The sequence below is a fragment of the Salinisphaera japonica YTM-1 genome (genome assembly GCF_003788585.1).
GTDB classification, from domain to species: Bacteria; Pseudomonadota; Gammaproteobacteria; order Nevskiales; family Salinisphaeraceae; genus Salinisphaera; species Salinisphaera japonica.
The window spans coordinates 231424-255078 of sequence record NZ_AYKG01000001.1 but is presented as its reverse complement, the minus strand read 5'-3'; the positions used below and the strand labels follow the sequence as shown (position 1 = coordinate 255078).

At 61.3% G+C, this 23655-nt stretch carries 23 protein-coding genes and 1 tRNA gene; 14 read left to right on the top strand and 10 right to left on the bottom strand.

Annotated features, from left to right (window positions below; translation table 11 throughout):
- Positions 1–61: 61 nt before the first annotated feature.
- The 5 genes from SAJA_RS01235 (at position 62) to SAJA_RS01215 (ending at position 4908) form a co-directional block, all read left to right on the top strand.
- The gene (locus SAJA_RS01235) at positions 62–385 is read left to right on the top strand and encodes a DUF3144 domain-containing protein (protein WP_123656822.1); all 324 of its coding nucleotides are present in this window, start codon (positions 62–64) and stop codon (positions 383–385) included.
- A 4-nt stretch (positions 386–389) separates the two neighbouring features.
- Positions 390–1427, top strand: a complete 1038-nt coding sequence (locus SAJA_RS01230; protein WP_123656821.1) for a DUF72 domain-containing protein — start codon at positions 390–392, stop codon at positions 1425–1427.
- 165 nt (positions 1428–1592) lie between these two features.
- The gene (locus SAJA_RS01225) at positions 1593–2087 is read left to right on the top strand and encodes a Fur family transcriptional regulator (RefSeq protein WP_123656820.1); all 495 of its coding nucleotides are present in this window, start codon (positions 1593–1595) and stop codon (positions 2085–2087) included.
- Between the two features lie 32 nt (positions 2088–2119).
- A complete protein-coding gene (gene katG / locus SAJA_RS01220; protein WP_123656819.1) occupies positions 2120–4456 on the top strand; it encodes a catalase/peroxidase HPI in 2337 nt (778 codons plus the stop codon).
- Between the two features lie 134 nt (positions 4457–4590).
- Positions 4591–4908: a DUF1244 domain-containing protein gene (locus SAJA_RS01215; protein WP_123656818.1), complete on the top strand. Its 318-nt coding sequence runs from the start codon at positions 4591–4593 to the stop codon at positions 4906–4908.
- 128 nt (positions 4909–5036) lie between these two features.
- On the opposite strand, the gene SAJA_RS01210 is transcribed toward SAJA_RS01215, so the two are convergent.
- Together SAJA_RS01210 and SAJA_RS01205 are read right to left on the bottom strand one after the other, a co-directional pair.
- On the bottom strand, positions 5037–6431 hold the full coding sequence (locus tag SAJA_RS01210; RefSeq protein ID WP_221180070.1) for a sugar porter family MFS transporter: 1395 nt from the start codon (positions 6429–6431) through the stop codon (positions 5037–5039).
- A 246-nt stretch (positions 6432–6677) separates the two neighbouring features.
- Positions 6678–7427 (bottom strand): FadR/GntR family transcriptional regulator, encoded by a 750-nt coding sequence (locus tag SAJA_RS01205; protein ID WP_123656816.1) that lies wholly within the window; start codon positions 7425–7427, stop codon positions 6678–6680.
- 194 nt (positions 7428–7621) lie between these two features.
- Here SAJA_RS01205 and SAJA_RS01200 point away from each other — a divergent pair, with 194 nt between their 5' ends.
- From SAJA_RS01200 to SAJA_RS01190, 3 genes are read left to right on the top strand one after another with little or no spacing between them, the layout of a single operon-like run.
- The gene (locus SAJA_RS01200) at positions 7622–8971 is read left to right on the top strand and encodes a GntP family permease (RefSeq protein WP_123656815.1); all 1350 of its coding nucleotides are present in this window, start codon (positions 7622–7624) and stop codon (positions 8969–8971) included.
- Between the two features lie 47 nt (positions 8972–9018).
- Positions 9019–9984 (top strand): sugar phosphate isomerase/epimerase family protein, encoded by a 966-nt coding sequence (locus SAJA_RS01195; RefSeq protein ID WP_123656814.1) that lies wholly within the window; start codon positions 9019–9021, stop codon positions 9982–9984.
- A 20-nt stretch (positions 9985–10004) separates the two neighbouring features.
- Complete coding sequence (locus SAJA_RS01190) at positions 10005–10955, top strand: 3-hydroxyacyl-CoA dehydrogenase family protein (RefSeq protein WP_123656813.1); 951 nt, start codon at positions 10005–10007, stop codon at positions 10953–10955.
- 94 nt (positions 10956–11049) lie between these two features.
- Here the strand turns inward: SAJA_RS01190 and SAJA_RS01185 are convergent, their stop codons facing one another.
- On the bottom strand, positions 11050–11583 hold the full coding sequence (locus tag SAJA_RS01185) for a methylated-DNA--[protein]-cysteine S-methyltransferase (protein WP_123656812.1): 534 nt from the start codon (positions 11581–11583) through the stop codon (positions 11050–11052).
- Between the two features lie 233 nt (positions 11584–11816).
- Between SAJA_RS01185 and SAJA_RS01180 the strand changes: the two genes are divergently transcribed.
- Positions 11817–12500 carry a transporter substrate-binding domain-containing protein gene (locus SAJA_RS01180; protein ID WP_184999688.1) on the top strand — a complete coding sequence of 228 codons (684 nt, stop codon included), beginning with the start codon at positions 11817–11819 and terminating at the stop codon, positions 12498–12500.
- 25 nt (positions 12501–12525) lie between these two features.
- On the opposite strand, the gene SAJA_RS01175 is transcribed toward SAJA_RS01180, so the two are convergent.
- From SAJA_RS01175 to SAJA_RS01165, 3 genes are all read right to left on the bottom strand, one after another.
- Positions 12526–13620, bottom strand: coding sequence for a branched-chain amino acid aminotransferase (locus SAJA_RS01175; RefSeq protein ID WP_123656810.1), 1095 nt, complete (start codon positions 13618–13620; stop codon positions 12526–12528).
- Positions 13621–13740: 120 nt separating this feature from the next.
- Complete coding sequence (locus tag SAJA_RS01170) at positions 13741–14166, bottom strand: GNAT family N-acetyltransferase (RefSeq protein ID WP_123656809.1); 426 nt, start codon at positions 14164–14166, stop codon at positions 13741–13743.
- Complete coding sequence (locus tag SAJA_RS01165; RefSeq protein WP_123656808.1) at positions 14163–14897, bottom strand: metal-dependent hydrolase; 735 nt, start codon at positions 14895–14897, stop codon at positions 14163–14165. Before SAJA_RS01165 ends, SAJA_RS01170 begins: the two co-directional genes overlap by 4 nt.
- 152 nt (positions 14898–15049) lie before the next feature.
- On the opposite strand from SAJA_RS01165, the gene SAJA_RS01160 reads away from it, so the two are divergent.
- Positions 15050–15280 carry a hypothetical protein gene (locus tag SAJA_RS01160; protein ID WP_123656807.1) on the top strand — a complete coding sequence of 77 codons (231 nt, stop codon included), beginning with the start codon at positions 15050–15052 and terminating at the stop codon, positions 15278–15280.
- A gap of 740 nt (positions 15281–16020) precedes the next feature.
- On the opposite strand, the gene SAJA_RS01155 is transcribed toward SAJA_RS01160, so the two are convergent.
- Positions 16021–16097, bottom strand: a tRNA-Arg gene (locus tag SAJA_RS01155).
- Positions 16098–16169: 72 nt separating this feature from the next.
- Entirely contained in the window at positions 16170–17084 is a 915-nt protein-coding gene (locus tag SAJA_RS01150; protein ID WP_123656806.1) for a bestrophin family protein, read from the bottom strand.
- A 195-nt stretch (positions 17085–17279) separates the two neighbouring features.
- On the opposite strand from SAJA_RS01150, the gene SAJA_RS01145 reads away from it, so the two are divergent.
- From SAJA_RS01145 to SAJA_RS01135, 3 genes are all read left to right on the top strand, one after another.
- The gene (locus SAJA_RS01145; RefSeq protein ID WP_123656805.1) at positions 17280–17756 is read left to right on the top strand and encodes a DUF2501 domain-containing protein; all 477 of its coding nucleotides are present in this window, start codon (positions 17280–17282) and stop codon (positions 17754–17756) included.
- 132 nt (positions 17757–17888) lie between these two features.
- A complete protein-coding gene (locus SAJA_RS01140; protein WP_123656804.1) occupies positions 17889–20222 on the top strand; it encodes an acyl-CoA dehydrogenase family protein in 2334 nt (777 codons plus the stop codon).
- Positions 20223–20334: 112 nt separating this feature from the next.
- Positions 20335–20589 carry a hypothetical protein gene (locus SAJA_RS01135; RefSeq protein WP_123656803.1) on the top strand — a complete coding sequence of 85 codons (255 nt, stop codon included), beginning with the start codon at positions 20335–20337 and terminating at the stop codon, positions 20587–20589.
- A gap of 31 nt (positions 20590–20620) precedes the next feature.
- Here SAJA_RS01135 and SAJA_RS01130 read toward each other — a convergent pair whose 3' ends face one another.
- Positions 20621–21097 carry a tautomerase family protein gene (locus SAJA_RS01130; RefSeq protein WP_221180068.1) on the bottom strand — a complete coding sequence of 159 codons (477 nt, stop codon included), beginning with the start codon at positions 21095–21097 and terminating at the stop codon, positions 20621–20623.
- Between the two features lie 332 nt (positions 21098–21429).
- Between SAJA_RS01130 and SAJA_RS01125 the strand changes: the two genes are divergently transcribed.
- Entirely contained in the window at positions 21430–22740 is a 1311-nt protein-coding gene (locus tag SAJA_RS01125; protein ID WP_123656852.1) for a short-chain fatty acid transporter, read from the top strand.
- On the opposite strand, the gene SAJA_RS01120 is transcribed toward SAJA_RS01125, so the two are convergent.
- Positions 22735–23601: a YihY/virulence factor BrkB family protein gene (locus SAJA_RS01120; protein ID WP_184999687.1), complete on the bottom strand. Its 867-nt coding sequence runs from the start codon at positions 23599–23601 to the stop codon at positions 22735–22737. The genes SAJA_RS01125 and SAJA_RS01120 overlap by 6 nt on opposite strands.
- Positions 23602–23655 lie beyond the last annotated feature (54 nt).

The window sequence follows — 23655 nt, the reverse complement described above, 5'->3', positions numbered from 1 at the left end:
CGACCCACGCGACAGAATTCGCTAACCTGTCGCGTCCTTTTTCCATCACGCCTCGTTTTCTATGAGTGACAACCAACTCACACCGGCGTTTCGGGCCCGGGCCGATACGCTCATCGACGTATTGAACCGCCAGGCCAGTGAAGTGCCCACCGGCCAGGTCAGTGCCTCGGCCATGTATGCCACCGCGCGCTTCAATGCCTTTCAGGTGGCAGCCACCGTCGAAGACCGCGAACAGCTGGCCGCCGAGCGCGAAAACGCGGTGAACTATTTCACCTCGCAATATCGCAAGATGTTCGAGGATCATCTGGACGAGTGCATGAAGCACTTCGAGCGTTATACCGGTCGCGACGGGCCCGCCGACGGCCCGGCCGACGATAGCGACTGACGCGATGGCCGCCGAGACAGGCCCCGCGCCGGCCAGCGGCTCGTTATTTCCCGATACCGAGCCCGCACCACCGCCGACGGCCGTCGGTGCGGCACGCCAGGATGAGACCATCCATGCGCTGGGCCGTCGTTTGCCGGCCAGCGTACGGCTGGGCACGTCATCCTGGAATTTTCCGGGCTGGCAGAATCTGGTCTGGGACGGTCACTACACAGACAAGATGCTCTCGCAAAAAGGTATCGCCGCCTATGCCCGGCACCCGCTGTTCGGGGCCGTCAGTCTGGATCGTGCGTTTTATCAACCGTTGACCGCCGAGCAGTATCGCGCCTACGGCGAGGCCGTACCGTCGAATTTCCGCTATGTGGTCAAGGCCCCGGCGCAGGTGACCGACAGCCTGATTCGAGGCACGGGCGGCAAGGGCCGGGCGGTCAACCCGGATTTTCTAAGTCCGGAACAAGCATGGCGCCTGTGCGCCGAGCCGGCGGCCGAGGGGCTGGCAACACGACTGGGCGCACTGGTGTTCCAGTTCAGCCCGCTCATGCGTGATGCGATTGCCCAGATTGATGCGACGATCGATCGCCTGCACGCCATGCTGACCGCAGTCGCGCGGGTGCGTGAGCACGTGCCGGATAGCGTGCTGGCGGTCGAGGTGCGTGATCGCGAATGGCTGGGCCCGCGGTTCATTGCTGCACTGGCTGACGTGGGCGCGACCTATTGCCTGGGGCTGCATCCGCGCCTGCCGCCGATCGACGAGCAGCTGCCGATCCTGCGTCGCCTATGGCCCGGGCCGTTTGTCTGCCGCTGGAATCTGAACATGAAACATGGCGTGCACGGCTATGAGCGCGCCCGCGCCGACTATGCCCCGTTCGACAAACTGGTGGACGCCGACGAGACAACACGCGAGCAGATCGCTCGGGTGGCAGCCGGGACCGCCCGGGCCGGCCAGCCGGTCTTTGTGACCATCAACAACAAGGCCGAAGGCAGTGCGCCGTGCTCGGTGCACGCGCTGGCCGAACGCATCGTCGCCCGCGGCACCCAAGGATAAGGCGCGACGCGTCATCGACGCGTCATCCGGCCCTGTCAGTGTGACGATCGGATAACCGGCGTGTCGTCGTTCGAAACTTATTGGCAAAGCCTATCAAGACTATCGATTATCATGTCCAGGCTAATCTTGACTGGTTCAAGTTAATGCCCAATCATCGGACCTGCGATGAAAGAGATCGATACCGACATCCGTGTTGCCCTGCGTGATCGTGGCCTTCGGGTCACGGCACCGAGGCGCGCTATCCTCGAATGGCTCGGCGGGCGTCCGCACGCCACAGTGGATGACGTACATCGCGGCGTGGCCGATACGCTCGGCACGATCTCGAAACAGGCGGTCTACGACGTCTTATCTGCCTGTGTTGATGTGGAACTTGTGCGTCAGATCAAGCCGGCCGGTCATCCGGCACGGTTTGAACGGCGTACCGGTGATAACCATCATCATCTGGTATGTCGTCAATGTAGCCGTATCGTGGATCTGGATTGCCATACCGGGCAGGCGCCGTGTCTAAGCCCGGGCCATGGCCACGGTTTCATCGTCGATGAGGCTGAAATCGTGTTCTGGGGGCTGTGTGCCAGCTGCCAGGATGCCAATCACGAGTTGCCGACTCCGCATACGGCCGGCGTGCCGGACCCACAAGACACATCGATCGAAACGCCTTGACGCATCGCGTCGATTCAAACAGGAACAAGCATATGGATGACAAGCAAAGCTCGGACGCAGCGTTCGAAGAAGTGAAGGTCGGCGGCAAATGCCCGTTCGCCGGCGATACTGTCGGCGGGGCTGCCGGCTCGGAGCCGCAGAACGATCACTGGTGGCCGAACCGCCTCGAGGTCGAGCTGCTGCACCAGAACCCGCGTGAAGCCAACCCGCAGGACCCGGACTTCGACTACGCCGAGTCGTTCAAGAAGCTGGATCTGGAAGCCCTGAAGAAAGACATCAAGGAACTGCTGGTGTCCTCCGTGGACTGGTGGCCGTCGGATTACGGCAACTACGGCCCGCAGATGATCCGCATGGCCTGGCACTCGGCCGGTACGTACCGGATCGCCGACGGCCGCGGTGGTGCCGGCGAAGCCATGCAGCGTTTCGCCCCGATCAACAGCTGGTGGGATAACGGCAACGTCGACAAATCGCGTCGTCTGTTGTGGCCCATCAAGCAGAAATACGGCGACGCCATCTCCTGGGCCGACCTGATCGTGCTTACAGGTAACTGCTCGCTGGAGATCATGAACTTCCCGACCTACGGCTTTGCCGGCGGTCGAATTGATGCTTGGGAACCGGATAGCCTGACGTATTGGGGCCCGGAATCCTGGTATGGCAAGAAGATCGAGGACGCCCCGCGCGGCCCGTTCGAAGGCCACCCGGATCAGATGGTCAACCGTGACCTGCGCTGGTCGGGCACCAACGGCGAAGACGATTACGATCTGGAAGCGCCGCTGGCGGCCTCGAACTCCAACCTGATCTACGTGGACCCGGAAGGCTCGGCCAAAAAGGGCATCCCCGAAGATTCGGCCCGCGATATCCGTATCACGTTCGGCCGTATGGCCATGAACGACGAAGAAACGGTCGCGCTGATCGCCGGCGGCCATGCCTTCGGCAAGTCCCACGGCATGACGCCCCCGGACGAAATCGGCTATGCCCCGGAGGGCGCGCCGATGGAATCCCAGGGCCTGGGTTGGCACAACCCGCGCGGCAAGGGCAACGCCGAAGACACGATGACCAACGGCATCGAAGGCTCGTGGATCTCCAACCCCACCATGTGGGACAACGAGTATCTCGAGAACCTGTTCAAGTACGAATGGGAACAGACGCGCAGCCCGGCCGGTGCCCTGCAGTGGCAGCCGGTGGACAAGGACGCACGTCGTACGCCGGACGCGCATCTGGAAGGCGTTGATCATCCGTTGATGATGATGACCTCGGACATCGCGCTGAAGGTCGACCCGTCCTATCGCAAGATCTGCGAGCGCTTCCTGGAAGACTTCGATTACTTCACCGAAGCCTTCTCCAAGGCCTGGTACAAGCTCACGCACCGTGACATGGGCCCGCGTGCCCGGTATCTCGGTTCGGAAGTGCCGGAAAAAGAATTCATGTGGCAGGATCCGATCCCGGCCGTGGATTTCGAACTGGTCAACGCCGACGACGTCAAGCACCTGAAGGCCAAGATCCTGGATTCGGGCCTGACGGTCTCCGAGCTGGCCGGTACGGCCTGGGCATCGGCCTCCACGTTCCGTACATCGGACAAGCGTGGCGGTGCTGACGGCGCGCGTATCCGCCTGGACCCGCAGAAGAACTGGCCGGTCAACAACCCGTCCACGCTGGACAAGGTTCTGACCACGCTCGCCGGCATCAAGAACGACTTTGATGGCGCGCAGTCCGGCAAGAAGATCTCGCAGGCTGATCTGATCGTGCTCGCCGGCTGTGCCGCGGTCGAAAAGGCGGCCAAGGACGCCGGCGTGGATATCCACGTGCCGTTCACCCCGGGTCGTAACGACGCCACGGACGAGCAGACCGACAACCAGGCCTTCCGCTGGCTCGAGCCGGTCACCGATGGGTTCCGTAACTTCCACCGGTCCGACATCAACTACAACATCGCCCCCGAGCGTGCCTTCATGGATCGTGCGGCGCTGTTGGGTCTGTCGGCGCCCGAATGGACAGCCATCGTCGGCGGCCTGCGTGTGTTGGACGTCAACACCGAGGGCCACTACAAGCAGCACGGCGTGTTCACCGACAAGCCGGGCGTGCTGTCCAACGACTTCTTCCTGAACCTGACCTCCACCGATTTCGAGTGGAAAAAGGTTGATGAAGACGGCATGGAGTTCACCTTGGATGACCGCAAGTCGGGCGAGACCAAGTTCAAGGCCACTCGGTGCGACCTGATCTTCGGTGCCAACTCGCAGCTGCGTCAGCTGTCCGAGTTCTATGCCCAGAAGGGCGGCCAGGAAAAGCTGGTGCGTGACTTCGTCGCGGCCTGGAACAAGGTCATGATGCATGACCGCTTCGACGTTGCTGACAAGAACAGCGCTGCGTTGTAAGCCGCTAGCAACCGGGCACGATCGTCGATCGTGCCCGTGTTGAACCCGCCCCGTGGCTCGAATGAGTCACGGGGTTTTTTGTGTGTGGCCTATAAACTGGTGTAGCGCACACACCCCGTTACAAGGAAATTCTTATGGACGACCAAACCCGTATCGAAGCCGAGGCTGCGGCCTTTCGTGATCTTGTGGCCCATCTGCAAAAGCGCACGGACGTACAGAACATCGACCTGATGAACCTGGCCGGGTTCTGTCGAAACTGTCTATCCAAGTGGTACATGGCCGAGCTGGACGCGCGCGGCGTGGCCATTGACTATGACGCCGCACGCGAGCGTGTCTATGGCATGCCCTACGATCAGTTCAAGGCCGCGTATCAAGAACCCGCCACGGATGCCCAGACGGCGCGGTATACCGAAACCGCCGATCAGCACGCCGATACCTCTGGCGGGCATTGAGTTTTCGGGGAGACGCTCTTGGTTGTGCAACCAGTGTCGGTTGGCGGTTGGAATCGAGCGGTCGTGGGCTTTAAACCGGCCGGGCGGCGCTCGATTCAGCACGCGTTGATACGGAGTCTTACAAGGCCTTACAAGCCGATCCGGCGCAAGGGCCGTCCGGCCATGAGGTTTTGTTCGATCCGTTCGAGCGAGACCCCTTTGGTTTCTGGAATGAGGCAGAACGTGGCCAGAATGAACACGAAGTTCAGCCCGGCATACAGCCAGAACGTGCCGGCGTTGCCCAACGTGGTTAGTAGGGTCAGGAAAGTCGCGCCGATGATCATGTTCGAGACCCAGTTCGTCACAGTCGAGCAAGTCACACCGAAGTCGCGACCCCGCAGCGGCTGAATCTCCGAGCACAGTACCCAGATCATGGGCGCCGCACTCATGGCATAGCTGATCACGAAAACGCCCAGCAGACTGATCGCGATGTACTGCGCCCAGATACTGGCCAGCCCGTACTCGTACAGGCCCCCCAATAACAACATACAAATGCCCATGACGCTGAAACCGCTATAAAGTAATGGCTTGCGACCGAGACGGTCGACAAAGGCGATCGCAATAAAGGTCGCCAGCGTCATCAATACGCCGATTAAAACCGTGCCCCAAAGCTGTTGCCGCGCGCTGTCGTAGCCGGCCAGCTCCAGAATATGCGGGGCGTAGTAGAGAATCACGTTCGCGCCGGTGAACTGCTGCATGAATTGCAGCACCATGCCCAGCCCCGTCGAACGACGAAAATTGGCGTTGTTGCGAAAGAGCCGGGCACCGGCCTCGGAAAGTTGTGCACTGTCGCGGATGAGCGCCATTTCGGCATCCACGCGAGACTGATCGCCACCGCGTAATTGCAAGAGCACCCGGTGTGCCTCATCGGTCAGCCCGCGATCAATGAGCCAGCGCGGACTCCGAGGTAGCGTGGCCATGCCGATCACCATGAGCAAGGCGGGCAGGGCGATCACGCCGAGCATGAGCCGCCAGCCGCCGATATCCACGAACACGGCGTTGACCAGATAGGCCACGAGGATGCCGGTCATGATCATCAGCTGATAGAACGAAATCAGCCGTCCACGAACCGATTCCGGCGCGACTTCGGATAGATAGATCGGTGCGATGAACGACGACATACCGACCGCGATCCCGAGGACCGCGCGCGCGGCCACCAAAGACAGCGGCGACCAGGCACCGGCACAAAACAACGCGCCTGCTGCGAACACGATCCCGCTGATCAACAGTGTGCGACGACGCCCAAAGCGACGTGAGATCTGGCCGCTGAACGCTGCCCCGACTGCAGCGCCGGCCATCATGGCGCTGACAATCATTTCCTGCATGAAGTCGTTGACAGAAAACGCTTTCTCGATCAGCGGCAGGGCACCGGATATGACGCCGATATCCATGCCGAACAAGAGACCGGCGAGTGCGGCCACGAAACCGATCACCCAAACGGTCGATCGAGAACCTGGCGCCGTGGCCGTCTCGTTTGATTGCATCGTCGTCATTGTTTGATCTCTTCGCGTTGTTCAGAACAGCCACGAATCAAACAATCAACTTAGATTTTTAAATGTTCAACATATACTTTCGGCGAACAATTCTTATGGGTTCGTATCCGGGCATATCATGCCGTGTAATCCGGGCGTCTTACCCTGGCATGACAACGAGCGAAGAGCACAGGCGGCGATCGAGTGCTCGTTATGGGTTCGCGCGGCCGGCCGACACCACGCTCTGAATCCGTTCGGCTAAGGCGTGCGATGCGTCGCGTGCACGGCGCGTGTATCGGTTAACCCCAGGGCGCGTCGCGTGCCTTGTAGAACAGCTTCGGCTGCGTGGAAGGCATCGTCGGGACGGCGCAGCCGGATTGCTTCCATGAGCAGGCGGTGCCGTTCCAGGCTTTCCGCGGGATCGGGCGCGCTGCTGTTGGATTCGTCGACGAGAAGATGAATCGATGGACGCAGGATGTGCGACAGCTGCGACCAAACGATGTTGTGGGTCGCGCGGTAAATGGCGACATGAAAAGCGACGTCTGATTCGCTGTGCAGCCGGCCGGTGGATGCCGCGCTGCCCTGCATGTGACGAGCCATGCCGTCCACGGCTTCTTCGATAGCCAACAGATCGCGTGCCGTTGCATGACGAGCCGCGATCATCGCGACCTGAGGTTCAACGCTTAGCCGAAACGACAATATCTCTCGCTGGATCTCTTCGTTGGGCGCCGCGTAGAGCGATAACCAGCGGGTAACGACGGGATCCAGAATATGCCATTCGGAGACCTCGCAAACGCGTGAGCCATAACCGGAAATACGCTCGATCATTCCGACGTCCACGAGCTGTGCCAGATGGCGCCGTACAACGGTACGGCTCAACCCACTGGTTTGGCAGATGTCCATTTCCTTGGCAATGAAGTCGCCGGGTTGGTAGCGCCCTGAAAGGATGGCGGAGGCCAATTCTTCACTCAGGCTGTACTCGGGTCTACGTGATGCTCTAAGCGACATCCGGTTGGGGCTTCAGTATGTGTTCGACAAATCCAAGCGCATGTTAGCACCTTTGTGTTTTCGTGCTTTGTAAACCGGGCGTCGGCATGTTTCATTTCACGAATGCGATGAACCATCTAAGACAAAAGTCGTCGTGACCGATATGTTGAACAAAACGTAGCGTATGTTTATCGAACTTATCTTGATGTCCGTTCATGACCCACGATTATTGGCTTCTAGCCGCGGCTGCGTCCGGCATAGTGCTGCTTCTGGTGCTTGTAATGTGGCTGCGCCTGCACGCGTTTGTCTCGTTACTGCTCGTGAGCCTCGTGGTCGCCGTCGTGGCGGGTATGCCGTTGTCGGAGGTTGTAGATAATCTCGAGAAGGGCGTAGGTAGTACGCTCGGCTTCGTGGCAACAGTCGTGGGACTCGGGGCCATGTTCGGGCGCATGCTCGAGATCTCGGGCGGCGTCGATCGTTTGGCCCATACTCTGATCGCGCGTTTCGGCCAGGATCGTGTCCCCTGGGCCATGTCGGTTACGGGCTTTCTGGTCGCTATCCCGGTATTTCTGGACGTGGGTTTCATCATCCTTGTGCCGCTGGTGTATGCGCTCTCGCAGCGTGCCAATCGGTCCCTGTTGTACTACGGCATCCCGCTGCTGGCCGGTCTGGGGGTAACGCATACCTTCATTCCGCCGACGCCTGGCCCGATCGCCGTGGCCAGCCTGATCCATGCTGATCTCGGCTGGGTGATCATCTTTGGCGTGCTGTGCGGGATTCCGGCGGCGATCATCGCCGGACCGCTGTTCGGGCGATTCATCGCTAAGCGCATCGATGTTCGTGTGCCTGAGTCCATGGACGTCGCGCCGCCGCGCGAGGACGTCACGGGGCTGCCGAGCTTCAGGATGATCGCCTCGATCATTCTGTTGCCGCTGGTCCTCATCCTGTTCAACACGGTGAGCGGTGTGCTGCTGGCCCAGGACAATCCGGTGCGTTCGATCCTGGATTTTCTGGGCGACCCGATCGTGGCACTACTGATCACCACGCTGGTGGCGTTCTATTTGCTTGGCACCTGCCGGGGTCTCACGCGTGAAGAGGTTCTGGGGACCGCCACTAAATCGCTGGAGCCGGCGGGCGTGATCATTCTCGTGACGGGGGCGGGCGGTGCCTTCAAGCAGATGCTGATCGCCTCGGGTGTGGGTGATGTGGTGGGCCATGCCATGGCCGCGAGCTCGCTCTCGCCGTTACTGCTGGCGTTCTTGATCGCGGCCGGCGTCCGAGTCATTCAGGGCTCGGCCACGGTGGCCATGATCACGGCCGCTGGGCTGATGGCGCCTGTGATTGCATCGCTGGATCTGCAGGGGCCAATGCTGGGTTTGATGAACGTCGCCATCGCCTCGGGGGCCACCGTGCTCTCGCACGTTAACGACTCCGGTTTCTGGCTGGTGAAGCAGTATTTCGGCATGACCGAAAAACAAACGCTCATGAGCTGGACCGTCGTCGAGACACTTATCGGGCTCATCGGTATCGCGATGGCGATGCTGCTCAGCCTATTCGTTATCTGACACCGGATGCCGCGCTTTTTCATTGCGTATCCACAAAGGAGTACACCATGCCTTATACCGCCTCGGACTGGCCGATTTCAGCCGCGCTACTGCAGTTTTCTAATTCTCTGGAGGACGGTCGTCACGTCAACGAGGCCGGCGTTGAACACTGGGCCAGCGTTTTTGCCGAAGTGCGCGATGCCGGTTTCGATAACGTTGACCTGTTCGATGGCTGGGTTCGGCCGGGCGATCTGACCGCACGCCAGATCGAGGATTTCCGCAAGACGGCGGACGATATTGGCGTGGGCTTGCCGGCGATTTCGGTGGTGCGTAGAAGCGTGATCGATGTCGAGCACGGCGAGGACAATCTGGCCTACAGCCATCGCACCCTGGATGCCGCAGCGGCGCTGGGCGCCAAGGTGGTCTCGGTCGGCTTGCACCAGGCGCTGACCGAGGCCCAGAAGCGCCAACTCTGGTTCTGGACGGTGGATGGCTACCAGGACCCGTACGATCGCGAGACCTGGAATCGGGCCGTTGCGCGCCTGCGCGAGCTGGGCCAGCACGCCGAGGACAACGGGCTGATTCTGTCGCTGGAGATGTACGAAGACACGTATCTAGGCACTGCCGATTCTGCTGTGGCGCTCGTTACGGCGATCGACCATCCGGCCGTCGGCCTGAACCCGGACATCGGCAACCTCGTGCGCTTGCATCGGCCGATCGAGAGCTGGCAGGCAATGATCGAGAAGACCGCACCCTATGCCAACTATTGGCACGTCAAGAATTATCAACGCGACGAAGATGTGGCGCGCGACATGTATGTCGCCATGCCGGCACCGTTAGAGTCGGGGCTCATCAGCTACCGCAAAGCCTTCGAGATCGCGATCGCCAACGGTTTTCAGGGCGTGATCTGTTGCGAGCACTACGGCGGCGACGGGCTGTCGGTCTCGGCATCCAACCAGCGCTATCTACGTGAGCAGATCCTGCCGCGCACCGCCGATTACACCCCGGGCAAGAGCCGGGTTCGCCAGAACTGATATTCGTCAAGGAGCATCTTATGACACGCAAGATCGCCATCATCGGCTCGGGATACATGGGCGGCGGTATCGCCCAGGTCATGGCGCTGGCCGGGGCCGAGGTACATATCGCAGATGTGTCTTACGAGGTCACGCAGAACAATCGCGAGCGCTTGCTCAAGGAGGCCGCGGATTTCGCTGCCGACGGGCTGTTTCCAAAAGACGCCGTCGAGCGCATCGACGCGCGAGTGACCGCGGCGAAGGATATCGAGACGGCGGTCTCCGGGGCGGATTTTATCGAAGAGGCCGTGCCGGAAAAGATCGAGATCAAGCACGAGACGTTGCAGCGCATCAGTGCGGCAGCGTCGAAAGACGCGATCATCGCTTCAAATACTTCGACCATCTCGATCGCAACACTGGCCGAGGCCGTTGCTGCGCCGACCCGTTTCCTGGGCGTGCACTTCTCCAACCCGTCGCCGTTCGTGCCGGGCGTAGAGATTATCCCGCACGCCGGCACGCACCAGGAAGTGATTGATTTAGCCTGTGCCATCGTTCATGAGACCGGAAAAGAAACAGCGGTCGTCTCGGATGTCACCGGCTTCGTGCTTAACCGGCTTCAGTACGCCCTATTCCATGAAGCCACCAAGCTCTTGGAAGAGGGCGTGGCATCGGCCGACGACATCGATACCCTCGTGCGGACCACGTTCGGTTTCCGGCTGCCGTTCTTTGGCCCGTTTGCGATAGCCGATATGGCCGGCCTGGACGTTTATAACTTTTGTTACCAATCGCTACAGACCGACTTCCCACAGCGTTTTGCCACGCCGCGCGTGCTCTCCGATTTGATCGAACAGGGCAAGCTTGGAACCAAGAGCGGGGGCGGTTTCACTGATGTGCCAGCCGAGAAGATCCCCGAACTTATCGCTTATCGAAACCGGGCCTATGTTCGGCTGTCCGAGCTTCTCGCGGAGCTCGGTCCGCCGCCGATGAGCTGAAACTCGCTGGAAAAACCCGCTCGCGCACCCGTCAGGCCGTCAAACGGACTTTTGACGGTGCCGGGGGCGATGGATCGGCTTTAACAGGCGGTTCTCATTCGTCTTGCGCCGAGGCTGAACCCGTTGGTACGCGGGCGATCCGTTGCCGGTGTTGGTCGATCGTATGGCCTTCATGGCGCAGCAGCCAGATCTTTCGGGCCATGCCGCCGGCGTAGCCGGTCAGTTGGCCCTGGCCGCCGATGATGCGGTGACAGGGGACCACGATGGCGATGGGGTTACGCGCGTTGGCCAAACCCACAGCACGCGAGGCGCCCGGCTGGCCCAGTGCGGCCGCGATTTCACCGTAGCTGCGGGTCTGGCCGGCCGGAATCTTCTCTAAACAAGCCCATACCCGTTTTTGAAACACAGTGCCGGCCGGCGCGAGCGTCAGATCAAATACGTCGTGCTGCCCCGTGAAATAAGCCTGAAGCTGTTCGCCGGCCTGATGCACTTTTGAGCCGGGTGCTGCATCAACCGCATCGGCCGGCGGCCCGGGGTTTTCAAAAGTGATCGCCGTGATACCCGCATCGCTACCGATCACTTGTAGCGTACCGATCGGTGTTGTCAGCAATAGATATTGCGTCGACATTTAAGCGTGGTCCGGTGGCGGGCAGTACGCCAAATATACAGCTGCCAAGGCAGCGTGATGTTGCATCACGTGATACCAACCCGAGCCCTGAAACGGTAATATTGATTTCCTTTGGCGGGATAAGTCACGCTGCAAGAATGAAGAAACGATATCGTTTTAGACTGCGTTGGCTCATTCCCGTTTTGGGCCTACTCAACCTCGGCACGGCGTCGGCTGACGACGAAACACGAACGGTGCGCATTGCGTTGGATCTGCCGTATGCCCCGATGGAATTCGAACGCCCTGACGGCCGTCTGGAAGGATTCGACATCGCGCTCGGCGATGCCCTATGCCGAATCGCCGAGCTCGAGTGCCAATGGGTCGTGCAGGCCTGGGACGGTATCGTGGCGGGCTTGATGGCGCGTAAGTACGACGTGATCCTGTCGGCGATGGCTATCACGCCGGAGCGCCTGCGCCGGTTTCGTATCGTGGGGCCGTATCTTCAGCTGGCCTCGGCCTGGTTCGTGCCGGTCGCCGGTGGCATCGACCGTATCGCGCCGGAAACCCTGTCCGGTCGCGCAATCGGCGTACAGCGCGGCACCGTCCATGATCGATATGTTACCCAGACCTATGGCGAGGTCGCCGATATCAAACGCTATCGCTCGGTCATGGATATACAGTTCGATCTCGACGCGCATCGCCTGGACGGCGCGTTCGTTACCCGCGTCGTCGGCCAGCACATGTTCAATACATCGACAGCACGTTATCGCACGATTGCGCCGGCCCAACCGATTGATCAGGGCATGGGAATTGCGCTGCGAAAAGATGAGATCCAGCTCGCCGAGAAGCTCGGCGCGGCACTCACCGAGTTCCGCAGCAGCCCGGCTTACGACGCACTGGCTGCCCGCTGGATCGAGACCGAGCCGGCCAGGCCATAGCTCGGGCCGGCCGGCTCGGTGGCGATCACGCCAGCTGAGTGAGCCAGTCGTGGGTGTCGGCCGCGCGGCCGTACTGAATATCCAGCAGGTGGGTACGCAGGCGCTGGCTGATCTCGTTACCGGCCGGGCTTTCAATGGTTTCGTTCTCTGTGACGAGCTGGCCGATACTCGTGATCACGGCTGCCGTACCACAGGCAAATACCTCCACGATTTCGCCCGAGGCGACGCCGTCGCGCCATTCATCGATACTGATCGCGCGTTCTTCCGGGGTCAGCCCCAGCTCCGGGGCCAGCGTGAGCACCGAGTCACGTGTCACACCTTCCAGGATGGTGCCGGTCAGGGCCGGGGTGACCAGCCGCCCGTCGCGATAGACGAAGAACAGGTTCATGCCGCCCAGCTCTTCAACCCATTTATTTTCGGCAGCGTCCAGGAAGGCGACCTGATCACAGCCGTGATCAATAGCTTCCTGCTGGGCCACGAGCGATGAGGCATAGTTGCCGCCGGTCTTGGCGAACCCTGTGCCGCCTGGCGCTGCGCGGTTGTAGTGCGCGGATAGCCAGATAGAGACCGGCTTGCCTGCGCCCTTGAAGTAAGACGCCGCCGGCGAGGCGATCAGGTAATAGTCGACCTCGGTGGCTGGCTTCACGCCCAGGAATTTACCGTTGGCGATCATGAACGGGCGCAGATACAGGCTGCACTCCTCGCTGGCATCCTGCGGCGTGGGAACCCAGGCGGCGTCTTTTTCGACCAGCACTCGCAGCGATTCGATAAACGTTGCGTCATCCAGGCGCGGCAGGGCCAGCCGGTCGGCCGATTGGCGAAAGCGTGCGGCGTTACGCTCGGGGCGAAAACACCAGACCGAACCGTCGCCGTGTCGATAGGCTTTCAGGCCTTCGAATATCTCCTGGGCGTAATGCAGGACCGGCGAGGCCGGGTCGAACGTCAACGGCCCGTAAGGGCGCAGTTCGGCGCCGTGCCAGCCGCCATCGGCCGTCCAGCGTACGTGCGCCATGTGATCGGTGAAGTACTGCCCGAAACCCGGGGCCGAGAGAATCTCGTCGCGCACGTTCGTCGCCGTCGGCGTGATCGTCGGGCGGATATCGAAAGAAGGCGTGTCCACTGTGAGCGTCTCCGGTCGGCCGGGCGGGCCCGGTTAGGCATGAATACGGTGCGCGGCGCATGATAACGAAAGCCGGCGAGCCGCGATCGTCGTCAAACCCTGCATGATACAAAAAAAGCGCTACTGGCGGCGTCTGTAACGCCGTGGATAGACCATGCCCTGCGACCCCGGCGCACTGAACTCGAAGCCGTGGCGCGTATACAGATGATGCGACTCGCCGTCGGCCATGAGGCTGACAAACGCGCTTTCGCAGACGTTGTCATCCAGCCAGTGTGTCAGCCGCGCCATTAATAAATGGCCAATACCGCAGTGTTGTTGCGCCGCGACAACGGCAACATCGCAGATCTGAAAGAAACAGCCGCCGTCACCGATCACCCGCGCCATGCCTACCGCGCGGCTATCCACGAATGCCAGCACACAGTACAGGCTGCCGGCCAGACCGGCCGCGGCGGCGGGCGGGGCACGATCGGTCATGCCGGCCTCGCGGCGTAGGCGACGATAAGTGTCGATATCCGGCACGGCTTCGATGAGCGTTGGCGTGGTCATGGATTCTGGCGGGCAAAGACCGACAAGATGTCAGCCGAAAGCGATGGTGTCGATTGCGCGGCCACGGGCTTGATGCAGCGCGCTGCGGGCATGTCCGAAGCATAGGGCCAGGGCGGCAACCACGGCCACAGAGCGACCACCGCGCCGGCCATCAACGTGGTGGCGACCGGGCGCCGGTAATCGAAAAACTTGAGCGCGGTGCCGAACGAGCGTTTCAGGCGCGCGCCCTCAAGATCGATCGAAAAACACTCGTCCAGTGCCAGATGGATCAACATGCCCAGACACATCGCCCCGCCATCGATCCATGCAAGCCGCGGGCCCTGGGCAAAGAAGTGATAGCTCAAGGCCGCCGTGGCTGCGGATATGCCGCCACTGGCCAACAGGGAATGCCAGCTTGCCCGATGACGGGTCGTGAGCCGGAATATGACACTCACGGCATCGCGAATGCCCACATACAGGCCAAGTGCCACGCATAGCACGACGGCCATCGAGAAATAGGCACGGCCGATCGACAGCGCGATGAACGCGGCCACGATCGCCAGCACGGTGAAGATCAAGCGTACCGAGCGCGACTTATCGGCATCGATATCCGGCATGACCCCGCCAAGCGCGGTCAACAACACAAGGCTGGGCGCATGCGCCAGCGGCCACAGCCCGATATACAAGCCATAACTGGTCGCGGCCGCGCCGATTCCGGCGGCGACAGAGATATGCGTACGGAAATTAGCCACGACGGCGAATCTTGTATAAACGTGCAGTTTAGAGCGCGAAAAACCATTTGCCAACAAGGGATTGGCGATTCTTGAGGCTGGCCGGCCGGCCTGGAGCCGATTCGGCCGCGCACGTATACTCAACCAGCGACCCACACGTGCCGTGAGGCATCATGTCTGATTCCAAAGCGCGCTCAGGTCTTATCGCCTGGGCCGATCGCTGGCTGCTCACGATCTGGACGCCGATCGGGCTCGCCGTCGTGCTCAGCCCGATCTTCTGGCTTGCCCGGGGCGGTAACCTCACGGCTGGCTATATCGTGACGACCATCATCGAAGTGTTGGGCGCGACGCTGGTCATAACGCTCGTGGCAAAAATCTGGCGTGATCAGAAGCGTCCACGTTGAACAGTGACGTGATACTCACCGGGCATCGCGCGCTGACTAATGACATCGGCGGCCGGTGCATGCACGGAATAGGTGTCGCGGGCGTGGTGGCGACGGCACCTGAATAAGTGATCGTGTCGCAGGTTCGAATGGGCTCCGATCATGGCATCAGGATTCTGAAGGCTTAGAAGACCATCTCAGTATTGGTGTGCCCGGCAGGATTATTCGCGGCTTTGCCGCTCACCCCTTCGGGGCCAGTACGGCGTTGCCGTACTGTTCGTCTGCGCGTTGCGCAGCCGTCGAACCTGACTTGTTGATCGTGTCGCAGGTTCGAATGGGCTTCGTTCGAGCTTTCAAGCTTCCGAAAACTTTGAACAAGCATCCTGCTGATGGTGCGCCCGGCAGGATTATTCGCGGCTTTGCCGCTCACCCCTTCGGGGCCAGTACGGCGTTGCCGTACTGTTCATCTGCGCGTTGCGCAGCTGTCGAACCTGACTTGTTGATTGTGTCGCAGGTTCGAAGGGGCTTCGTTCGAGCTTTCAAGCTTCCGAAAACTCTGAACAAGCATCCTGTGTATGGTGCGCCCGGCAGGATTATTCGCGGCTTTGCCGCTCACCCCTACGGGGCCAGTACGGCACTGCCGTACTGTTCGTCTGCGCGTTGCGCAGCCGTCGAACCTGACTTACTGATTGTGTCGCAGGTTCGAATGGGCTCCGATTACGCCGCCAGAACTCTGAAAGCCAAGAGGAGCGCCTAGGTATTGGTGCGCCCGGCAGGATTCGAACCTGCGACACCCGGCTTCGAAGGCCGGTGCTCTATCCAGCTGAGCTACGGGCGCGTGGTGCGTAGTGTATGCCAGCGGCGGGCGTGCGTCACCCTTGGATGTCGACACGCCGGCCTTGGGCAGCCACTACCAGAGAATGCCGTGGACGGGCTCGGGCATCTTCGGTGGTTTGCGTCCGATGCCTTCCATGAGATCGACCTCGATGGTGGTGCACATCGCGTGCAGCGGCAGATCGTGCGGGGTGTTGGCGAAGGGATCGACCAGATCGTCGCCGATACGCAGCGCCGCCAGGAACATCAGCGCGACCAGTGAGGAGCCGATCGGTGTCCAGATCCCCAGATACGGAGCCATACCAATCGGCAGAAACACACAGAACACACGCACGAAAAGCTGTGGAAACAGGCGGTATTGCATGGGTAGCGGGGTCTTCTTGATACGCTCCATGCCGCCCTGAGAATCCAGGATATCGATGAATATGGCCTCGATACGGTTCTGCTGCATGGTGTCGATATAACCCTCCCGACGGGCGTTTTCGACGGCCATGGCCGAGTCGTTCATCAAGGCGTTGGCTGCGTTTGTAAACTTCAACGCATGGTCGGCATCGGTTTTATCGAGCAGACGCCGTGCCGGCTCCTCCCGGTCAGTACCACGCAGCTGGCAGCGCAGCACGTGGACATAGGCACACTGGTTGATGATGATGCGATCCCGCAGCGCCCGCGCGCGCTCGTCCGCGGCACCGACAAACGACAGCGCGCAGCGGTTGATGTTGCGCGAGGCGTTGATCATCAGCCCCCAAAGAATACGGCCTTCCCACCAGCGCGCGTAGGCCGAATTGGATCGAAAGCCCAGAAAGAGCGCAACGACCGTACCGAACAGGGTAAGCGTGGTTTTCGATAGCGCAGAGGACTGGAAATCGGTATAACGCTCGGGCTGTGCAAAGTAGATGACGGTTACCAGCACGTCCCAGAGAAACATGACGGTCAGCGGCCGCCACAGGTCGGCGAAGATCTGTCTAAATCGAGGGACGGTAGGGATGATCATGGCAATCCTTCGAAACGGTGGTAATCACAGCTGCGACACGCGCAGACAAATCGTATATCAGCAAAATCATACCGGGTTATGATTCGGTCGCGTCTGACGGTTACGACACGCAGATCGTTCAGGCAGGCCAACCGTTGTCACTGGCGAGATCCAGTCAGACAACATTTGCCCGGCAACTTCTTTAGGACCTCATCAATGTCTTTGAATTCCTCGGTCGCGGCGGTGCTGGCATCGCTTTCTCTACTGGCTATCGGCACCACGACAAGTATTGCCCAGGACAAGATCGAAACTGATTATCCGAATGACACCCAGGCCTCGGCCGATGAAACCGTGGCCCCGGCCCCGGCCGGAAGTGCCTTGCTGAGCCAGCTGGCGACCGGCTCTTTCGATCTTGGCGCGCCGGCCAACATCGCCGGCGTGCTCGACTACTGCAACGACAAGGGGTTGGCCGATAACGCCGCGCAGAAAACCGCCGACGAGCTGATCGAGGCACAGGGCGGACGCGAGGTGCTGTCCCACGAGGCCGAGTTCACCCACGGCCAGACCGGGATTCTGACCAGCGCACAGGATCGACACTTCACGCTTGAAGATGCTGATGCCGACACCGCGCGCCGTCTATGCGCGCGCATCGGTGCCAAGGCGCGCGCGCTTTTTCTGAGCGGCACCGAGTAGCCGCGAGTGCCGGCCGTCGATCGATGTTTTCAATCGTCGACGGCCGATCAATGAAAAGCGCCGTGATAAGGATTGATCACGGCGGATTTCTGGTACAAAAGACAAGATGTCTTTTCGGATCGGAAAACCGCCATGAGCCAGCGTCTTGATGCACTGATCGACAGCCAGCACCTACGGCCACTGCTGCCGGTGATCTATATTGCCTGGGCCGATGGCACGCTCGCCAACGAGGAAGGCCAGCGCATCCGCGAACTGGCCGGGACGATCGGCCCGTTGGGCAGCGATGACGCGCGCGTGCTTGACGAGTGGTTATCGCCACAGGCTGCGCCTTCGGCCACCGAATGTTCGGTGCTGCGCCGGCGTATTCGCGAACAGGTGCGTCATCGCCAGCCCTCGTTGGCCGCCATGTCAGCGGCCATGAACGGCGCCGACAGCACACAGGTCACGGATGCCGTCGGGCGCTATGCCAAGGAGCGCAACATCAGCGGCATGGGCGTGTCGTCCGAGATCTTTCAGGATGCCGGCCAGCCGGTCGGCCAGTCGTTCAACGAGCAGCCGTCGCGGTTCAATCCGGCCCGTGTTCAGGCCGTGCTTGAAGGCGACTATGCCCATGAATGGCAACAGGTTCGTGACATCCTGGAACACGATGTCTTTGCCTACGCCTACGATGAAACCAGCGAGGCCGCGCGTGCGCGGGTGCTGCGCTGGCTGCAACACTTGGCCGAGCATCGCGATATGGCGGCCTCGGCGCTGCCGGAAAGCGTGGGCGGGCAGGGCAATATGGCCGGCTTCATCCATGTCTTCATGGCGCTTGCCATGTTCGATCTGTCGCTGGTGGTGAAATTCGGCGTGCAGTTCGGTCTGTTCGGCGGCAGCATCATCTTTCTGGGCAACGACGAGCACCACAAGACCTATCTGCCCGATATCGCTTCGCTGGATCTGCTCGGCGGGTTTGCCATGACCGAATCCGGCCACGGCTCGAACGTGCAGGAGCTGGAAACCACGGCGACTTACGATCCGGCCACGCAAGAGTTCGTGCTCAATACGCCCACCATGTCGGCACGCAAGGAGTGGATCGGCAACGCGGCCCGCGACGGCCACGCGGCCACCGTGTTCGCCCAGCTCAACACCGGGGGCGAAAGCTATGGCGTCCATGCCTTTGTAGTGCCGATTCGTACCGATGACGGCCAGGCCGCGCCCGGCGTGCGCATCGAGGACTGCGGGCCCAAGATGGGCCTGGTCGGCGTCGATAACGGCCGGCTTTACTTCGACCAGGTTCGTATTCCACGCAAGAACCTGCTTGATCGCTACGCGGTGGTACAACCGGACGGCACTTACGAAAGCCCGATCGCCTCGGATAACAAACGGTTCTTCACGATGCTGGGCACGCTCGTGGGCGGGCGCATCAGCGTGGCCTCGGCCTGCGTCACCGCAGCCAAGAAGGCTTTGACCATCGCCACCCGCTACGGCGCGTTGCGGCGTCAGTTCGGCGGCGACGATGGCAAGGAGCTGCGGGTTCTCGATTATCGAACGCATCAGATGCGTTTGTTTCCAAAGATCGCCCACACCTATGCCCTGCATTTCGCGATCGAGGATCTGATCGAGCAGTTCCGCAATCGGACCGAGGCCGACTCGCGGCATATCGAAACGCTGGCCGCGGGGCTCAAATCAATGGCCTCGTGGGAGGCGATCGATGCCTGCCAGCAGGCACGCGAGTGTTGTGGTGGCCTGGGTTTTCTCTCGGAGAACCAGATCGCCACCGTGCGCCGCGATATCGATGTGTTCGCGACATTCGAGGGCGACAACACGGTGCTCATGCAGCTGCTGGCCAAGAACAAGCTGGCCAGCTATGCCAAGGGCTTTGAACAGAATCTGGTGGCCACCATCGCCAAGGAGCTGGCCGGCAAGGCCCGCACCGAACTGCTCGAGGGCAACCCGGTCATTCAGCGCAAGACCGACGAAGACCACCTGCGGGATGCCGATTTTCATCTCGAGGTGCTCAAACTGCGGGCGCACAACATGCTGGTCTCGGCCGCACGCCGTATCCGCAAGCGCATCACCGACGGCATGGAGCCGTTCATCGCGTTCACGGATATTCAGGATCATCTGATGGCCTACGCCAAGGCCGATATGGAGCATCATATCGCGGTCTGTTTTGCCAAACGCGTGGCCGCGCTCGAGGCCGGGCCCACCCGTGACGCGCTGGAGACCATGCGCCAGTTGGCCGCCGTTGACACGATCTATGCCGATTCGGCGTGGTATCTCGACCAGGGTTATTTTCAGCCCACCAAACGCAAGGCACTACGACGTCTACGGATAAAGCTGCTCGATGAAATCCGGCCGGATGCGCTGGGCTACGTCGAGGCTTTTGCGATTCCCGATGGCTGCCTGTCGGCGCCGATCGCCTTCGAGGACTATATCGGCCGCGAGCCGCTCAAGCATGCCGCGGATGACGGTGTCGCCTGAACACTATTCCGCCGGGCGCGTGAAATATGACGGCAGGGCGGCTGGGCTGCGCATCCAAGGCGCCGCGGCTGGTATATGCTGTGGATCAAGTCTTTGACGTATAAAACCACTGATGCGAAACACCGATGATCGTCGTGCGACCTATCACCAGAGTCGCCAGAAAGCCCTGGCCCAGGCCGAGAGCCCGCTGGCTGCCGAAGCCGTGCGTCTGCAGGCCGAAGCCGTAGCGGCGGTGACGGACTGGCCCGAGTTTCAAGAGCTTGCCGAGCAGGCGATCCGCAAGGAACGTGAGCTTGAAGGCCAGGGCGGTGGCGATGGTCAGTCGCGCATGCCGCCGGCTGACATGGGCGACGTCAACCACGAGTAACGGGCGTTCGCCTCTGAGCGATGGGCTTTCCTCACTGATCGTCTGAAGGATGCCAATCCGGGCTGAACCCGCCCAGCGTCGGGTGGTACATCTCATCGGCTGCGTGCTGGGTGAACTCGATGTTCACCCGCTCGACAGCCAGCCCGAGCTCGGCCTGGCAGACTGCCAGCATCGCCTCGGCCAAAGCCTGTCGCCGCGCAGCCTCGCGGCCAAGGCGAATATCACACATGAGCAGGTTCGCCGGCACGGGCTGGTCATCCACGATGCGCCAGAGCCCGTCCGGGCCCAATTCACGTATCGCCACGCTGATACGCCGACGATCCATCTGCATGTGCCTGGCATAACAGTCGGCCAGCGCGGCCGAGAACGCAGCTTTTTCCTCGCCTGAAAACGATTGGGTCGTGTCGAGTTGTAGATAAGGCATGGATTGGGTCACCTTGCAATTGCGCAGTTCAAGCGTGTTCGGGGCGTGGTCGTCGTCGTCGCGCCTTATTTCTTGGCGCGGCATGGCGAAATAACCCGCCATCGCGGTAGCGAAACGCGATCTGAACAACTCACAAAATCTGTGGATAAAGCCGTGGGTGAATCGTCTCATCGCTTGTCACACGGGAGTTCAAGCGCGCGTGGTCAATTCTTGGCCAAAATGTCGACGCCCTGACAAGGCCGATTGCGTCAATACGACAACGCCAAAAAGATACGCGATTTTTAGCTTGCCGAATACGCCGATCGCGTGTAAGTCCCTGGTGGTGAACGACACATTACGACCATCGGCTTCTATGGCCGATTCGGATGAGCCGCTAGGCTATCGTTCCCGAGCCAACACCCATGAAAGGCTGTCCCATGTTGCGCTGGCTGTCTCGCCCGGCGGTACGCCTGGTCGAGCGTTACCTGCCCGATCCGTATGTATTCGTGCTTGTCCTGACGCTGGTGGCGGCCGGGGCAGCGATCGCGGCCACGCCCACCCGGGCCCACGAGGTGTTGCGGATCTGGGGCGACGGCTTCTGGAACCTGCTTACGTTCTCCATGCAGATGCTGCTGGTGCTCGTCAGTGGCTTCATGCTGGCGCACTCGCCGCCGGTGGCCCGTCTGCTCGATACGCTGGCGCGACGTGTTCACAGTGCGGCGAGTGCGATCATCTACGTCACGCTGGTCTCGCTGGCGGCAAGCTGGCTGAACTGGGGGTTCGGCCTGGTTGTTGGTGCCTTGTTCGCCAAGGCGCTGGCGCGACACGTGCGGGTGGATTATCGGCTGCTCGTGGCCAGCGCGTACTCGGGGTTCGTTGTCTGGCACGGGGGGCTGGCGGGCTCGATCCCCCTGACCATTGCAACGCCGGGCCACTTCACCGCCGAGACCATCGGCGTGATCGATACGAGCCAAACACTGTTTGCCGGCTTCAATCTGGCGATCGTGGCCGCGCTGTTCGTGGTGGTGCCACTGATCAACCGGCTGATGCTGCCGGGCGATGATGAATCCGTCATTGCCTCGCGCGAGGCGCTCGAGGAACCCGCATCGAATCCGGTGCGGCCGTCGCGCCCGGCCGAGCATCTGGAGCACAGTCGGCTGCTGGCCGGGTGCGTGGGGCTGGCCGGGCTGGCCTATCTGGCGGATTATTTCTTTCTGCGTGGCCAGGGGCTGAATCTAAACGTCGTCAATTTCTTGTTTTTGATGGTGGCGATCGTGCTGCACGGCACGCCCACGCGCCTGCTGGCCAGCCTGCAGGCGGGTATTCGTGGCGGGGCCGGCATCGTGATCCAGTTTCCGTTCTATGCCGGCATCATGGCGATCATGACGCAGTCGGGCCTGGCCGAGGCCCTGTCCGGCTGGTTCGCTTCGATCGCCACGGCCGATACGCTGGCTTTCTGGTCGTTCATCAGCGCCGGCATCGTGAATCTGTTCGTGCCTTCCGGCGGCGGCCAGTGGGCGGTACAGGCGCCGGTGATGATCCCGGCGGCCGAGGCGCTGGGTGCCGACATGCCACGTATCGCCATGGCGATTGCCTGGGGGGATGCCTGGACGAACCTGCTGCAACCGTTCTGGGCACTGCCGGTATTGGCCATCGCCGGATTGAAGGCCGCCGACATCATGGGCTTCTGCCTGATTCAGCTGTTCGTGACCGGCATCATCATTGCCGCAGGGCTGACGTTTCTATGAGCGTGCGCAGTGGGTGCGGGCTTCACGCTCGATGCGGGCATTGAACTCCGCGCCCACGATCACCGTGACGACGGTGACGTAAGTCAGCGTCAACAGCAGCACCACCCCGGACAGCGAGCCATACATGGCGGTATAGGAATCCGAGTAGGCCAGAAACACCGAGAACAGGATCGAGGCCACGGTCCAGAACGAGACCACCACGCCCGCGCCGATGCGGACCCAGCGCCAGCGCGGCGCCGGCGCGCGATCCGGCACCCAGCGATACAGCGCGGCCAGGCCACCGAACAGCACCAGCCCGCCCAGCGTCATGCCCACGGCCCGGGCGAATTCGCTGAGCGCCAGCGATGCGCCGGCCACCTGGGCCCATACGGGCAGGCCGATCGCCAGCAAGGAGACGATGATCAGCCCGCTGATGACCGCCAGCGCCAGGCCGAGCGACCGAACCAGCGTGCCGCTGCGTCGCTTCGGGCGCCCGGTCTTGTAAGCGCCGTCCAGGGCGATCATCAGGGCGGCCACGCCTTGCTGGGCACACCAGAGCGCAACGAGCAGGCTGAAGATACCGGCTGCCCAGAGCGTGGACGTCGAGCGCGAAGTGATCTCCTGCATCTGGCCGATCATGGAAATGACCACGTCGGCCGGCACAAAGCCCGCCAAGGCCTCCATGTCAGAGACGACGACACCGGGATCGGCGAACAAGCCGTAAAAAGCCACGAATGCCGATACCGCCGAGAAAATCGCGAACAGCGCCAGGAACGAGATCGCCGAAGCGTTGACCGTGACCGGCTGATCGCCCATCGACCGAAACACGGCGATCAGCACGTCACGCCATTCGGCCCAGCTCAGCTCGCTGGGCCAAGGCATGCGGCGGGGCTTATCCTCGGGCGAGGCGCGGTGAGACATCGATGACCGGTTCGT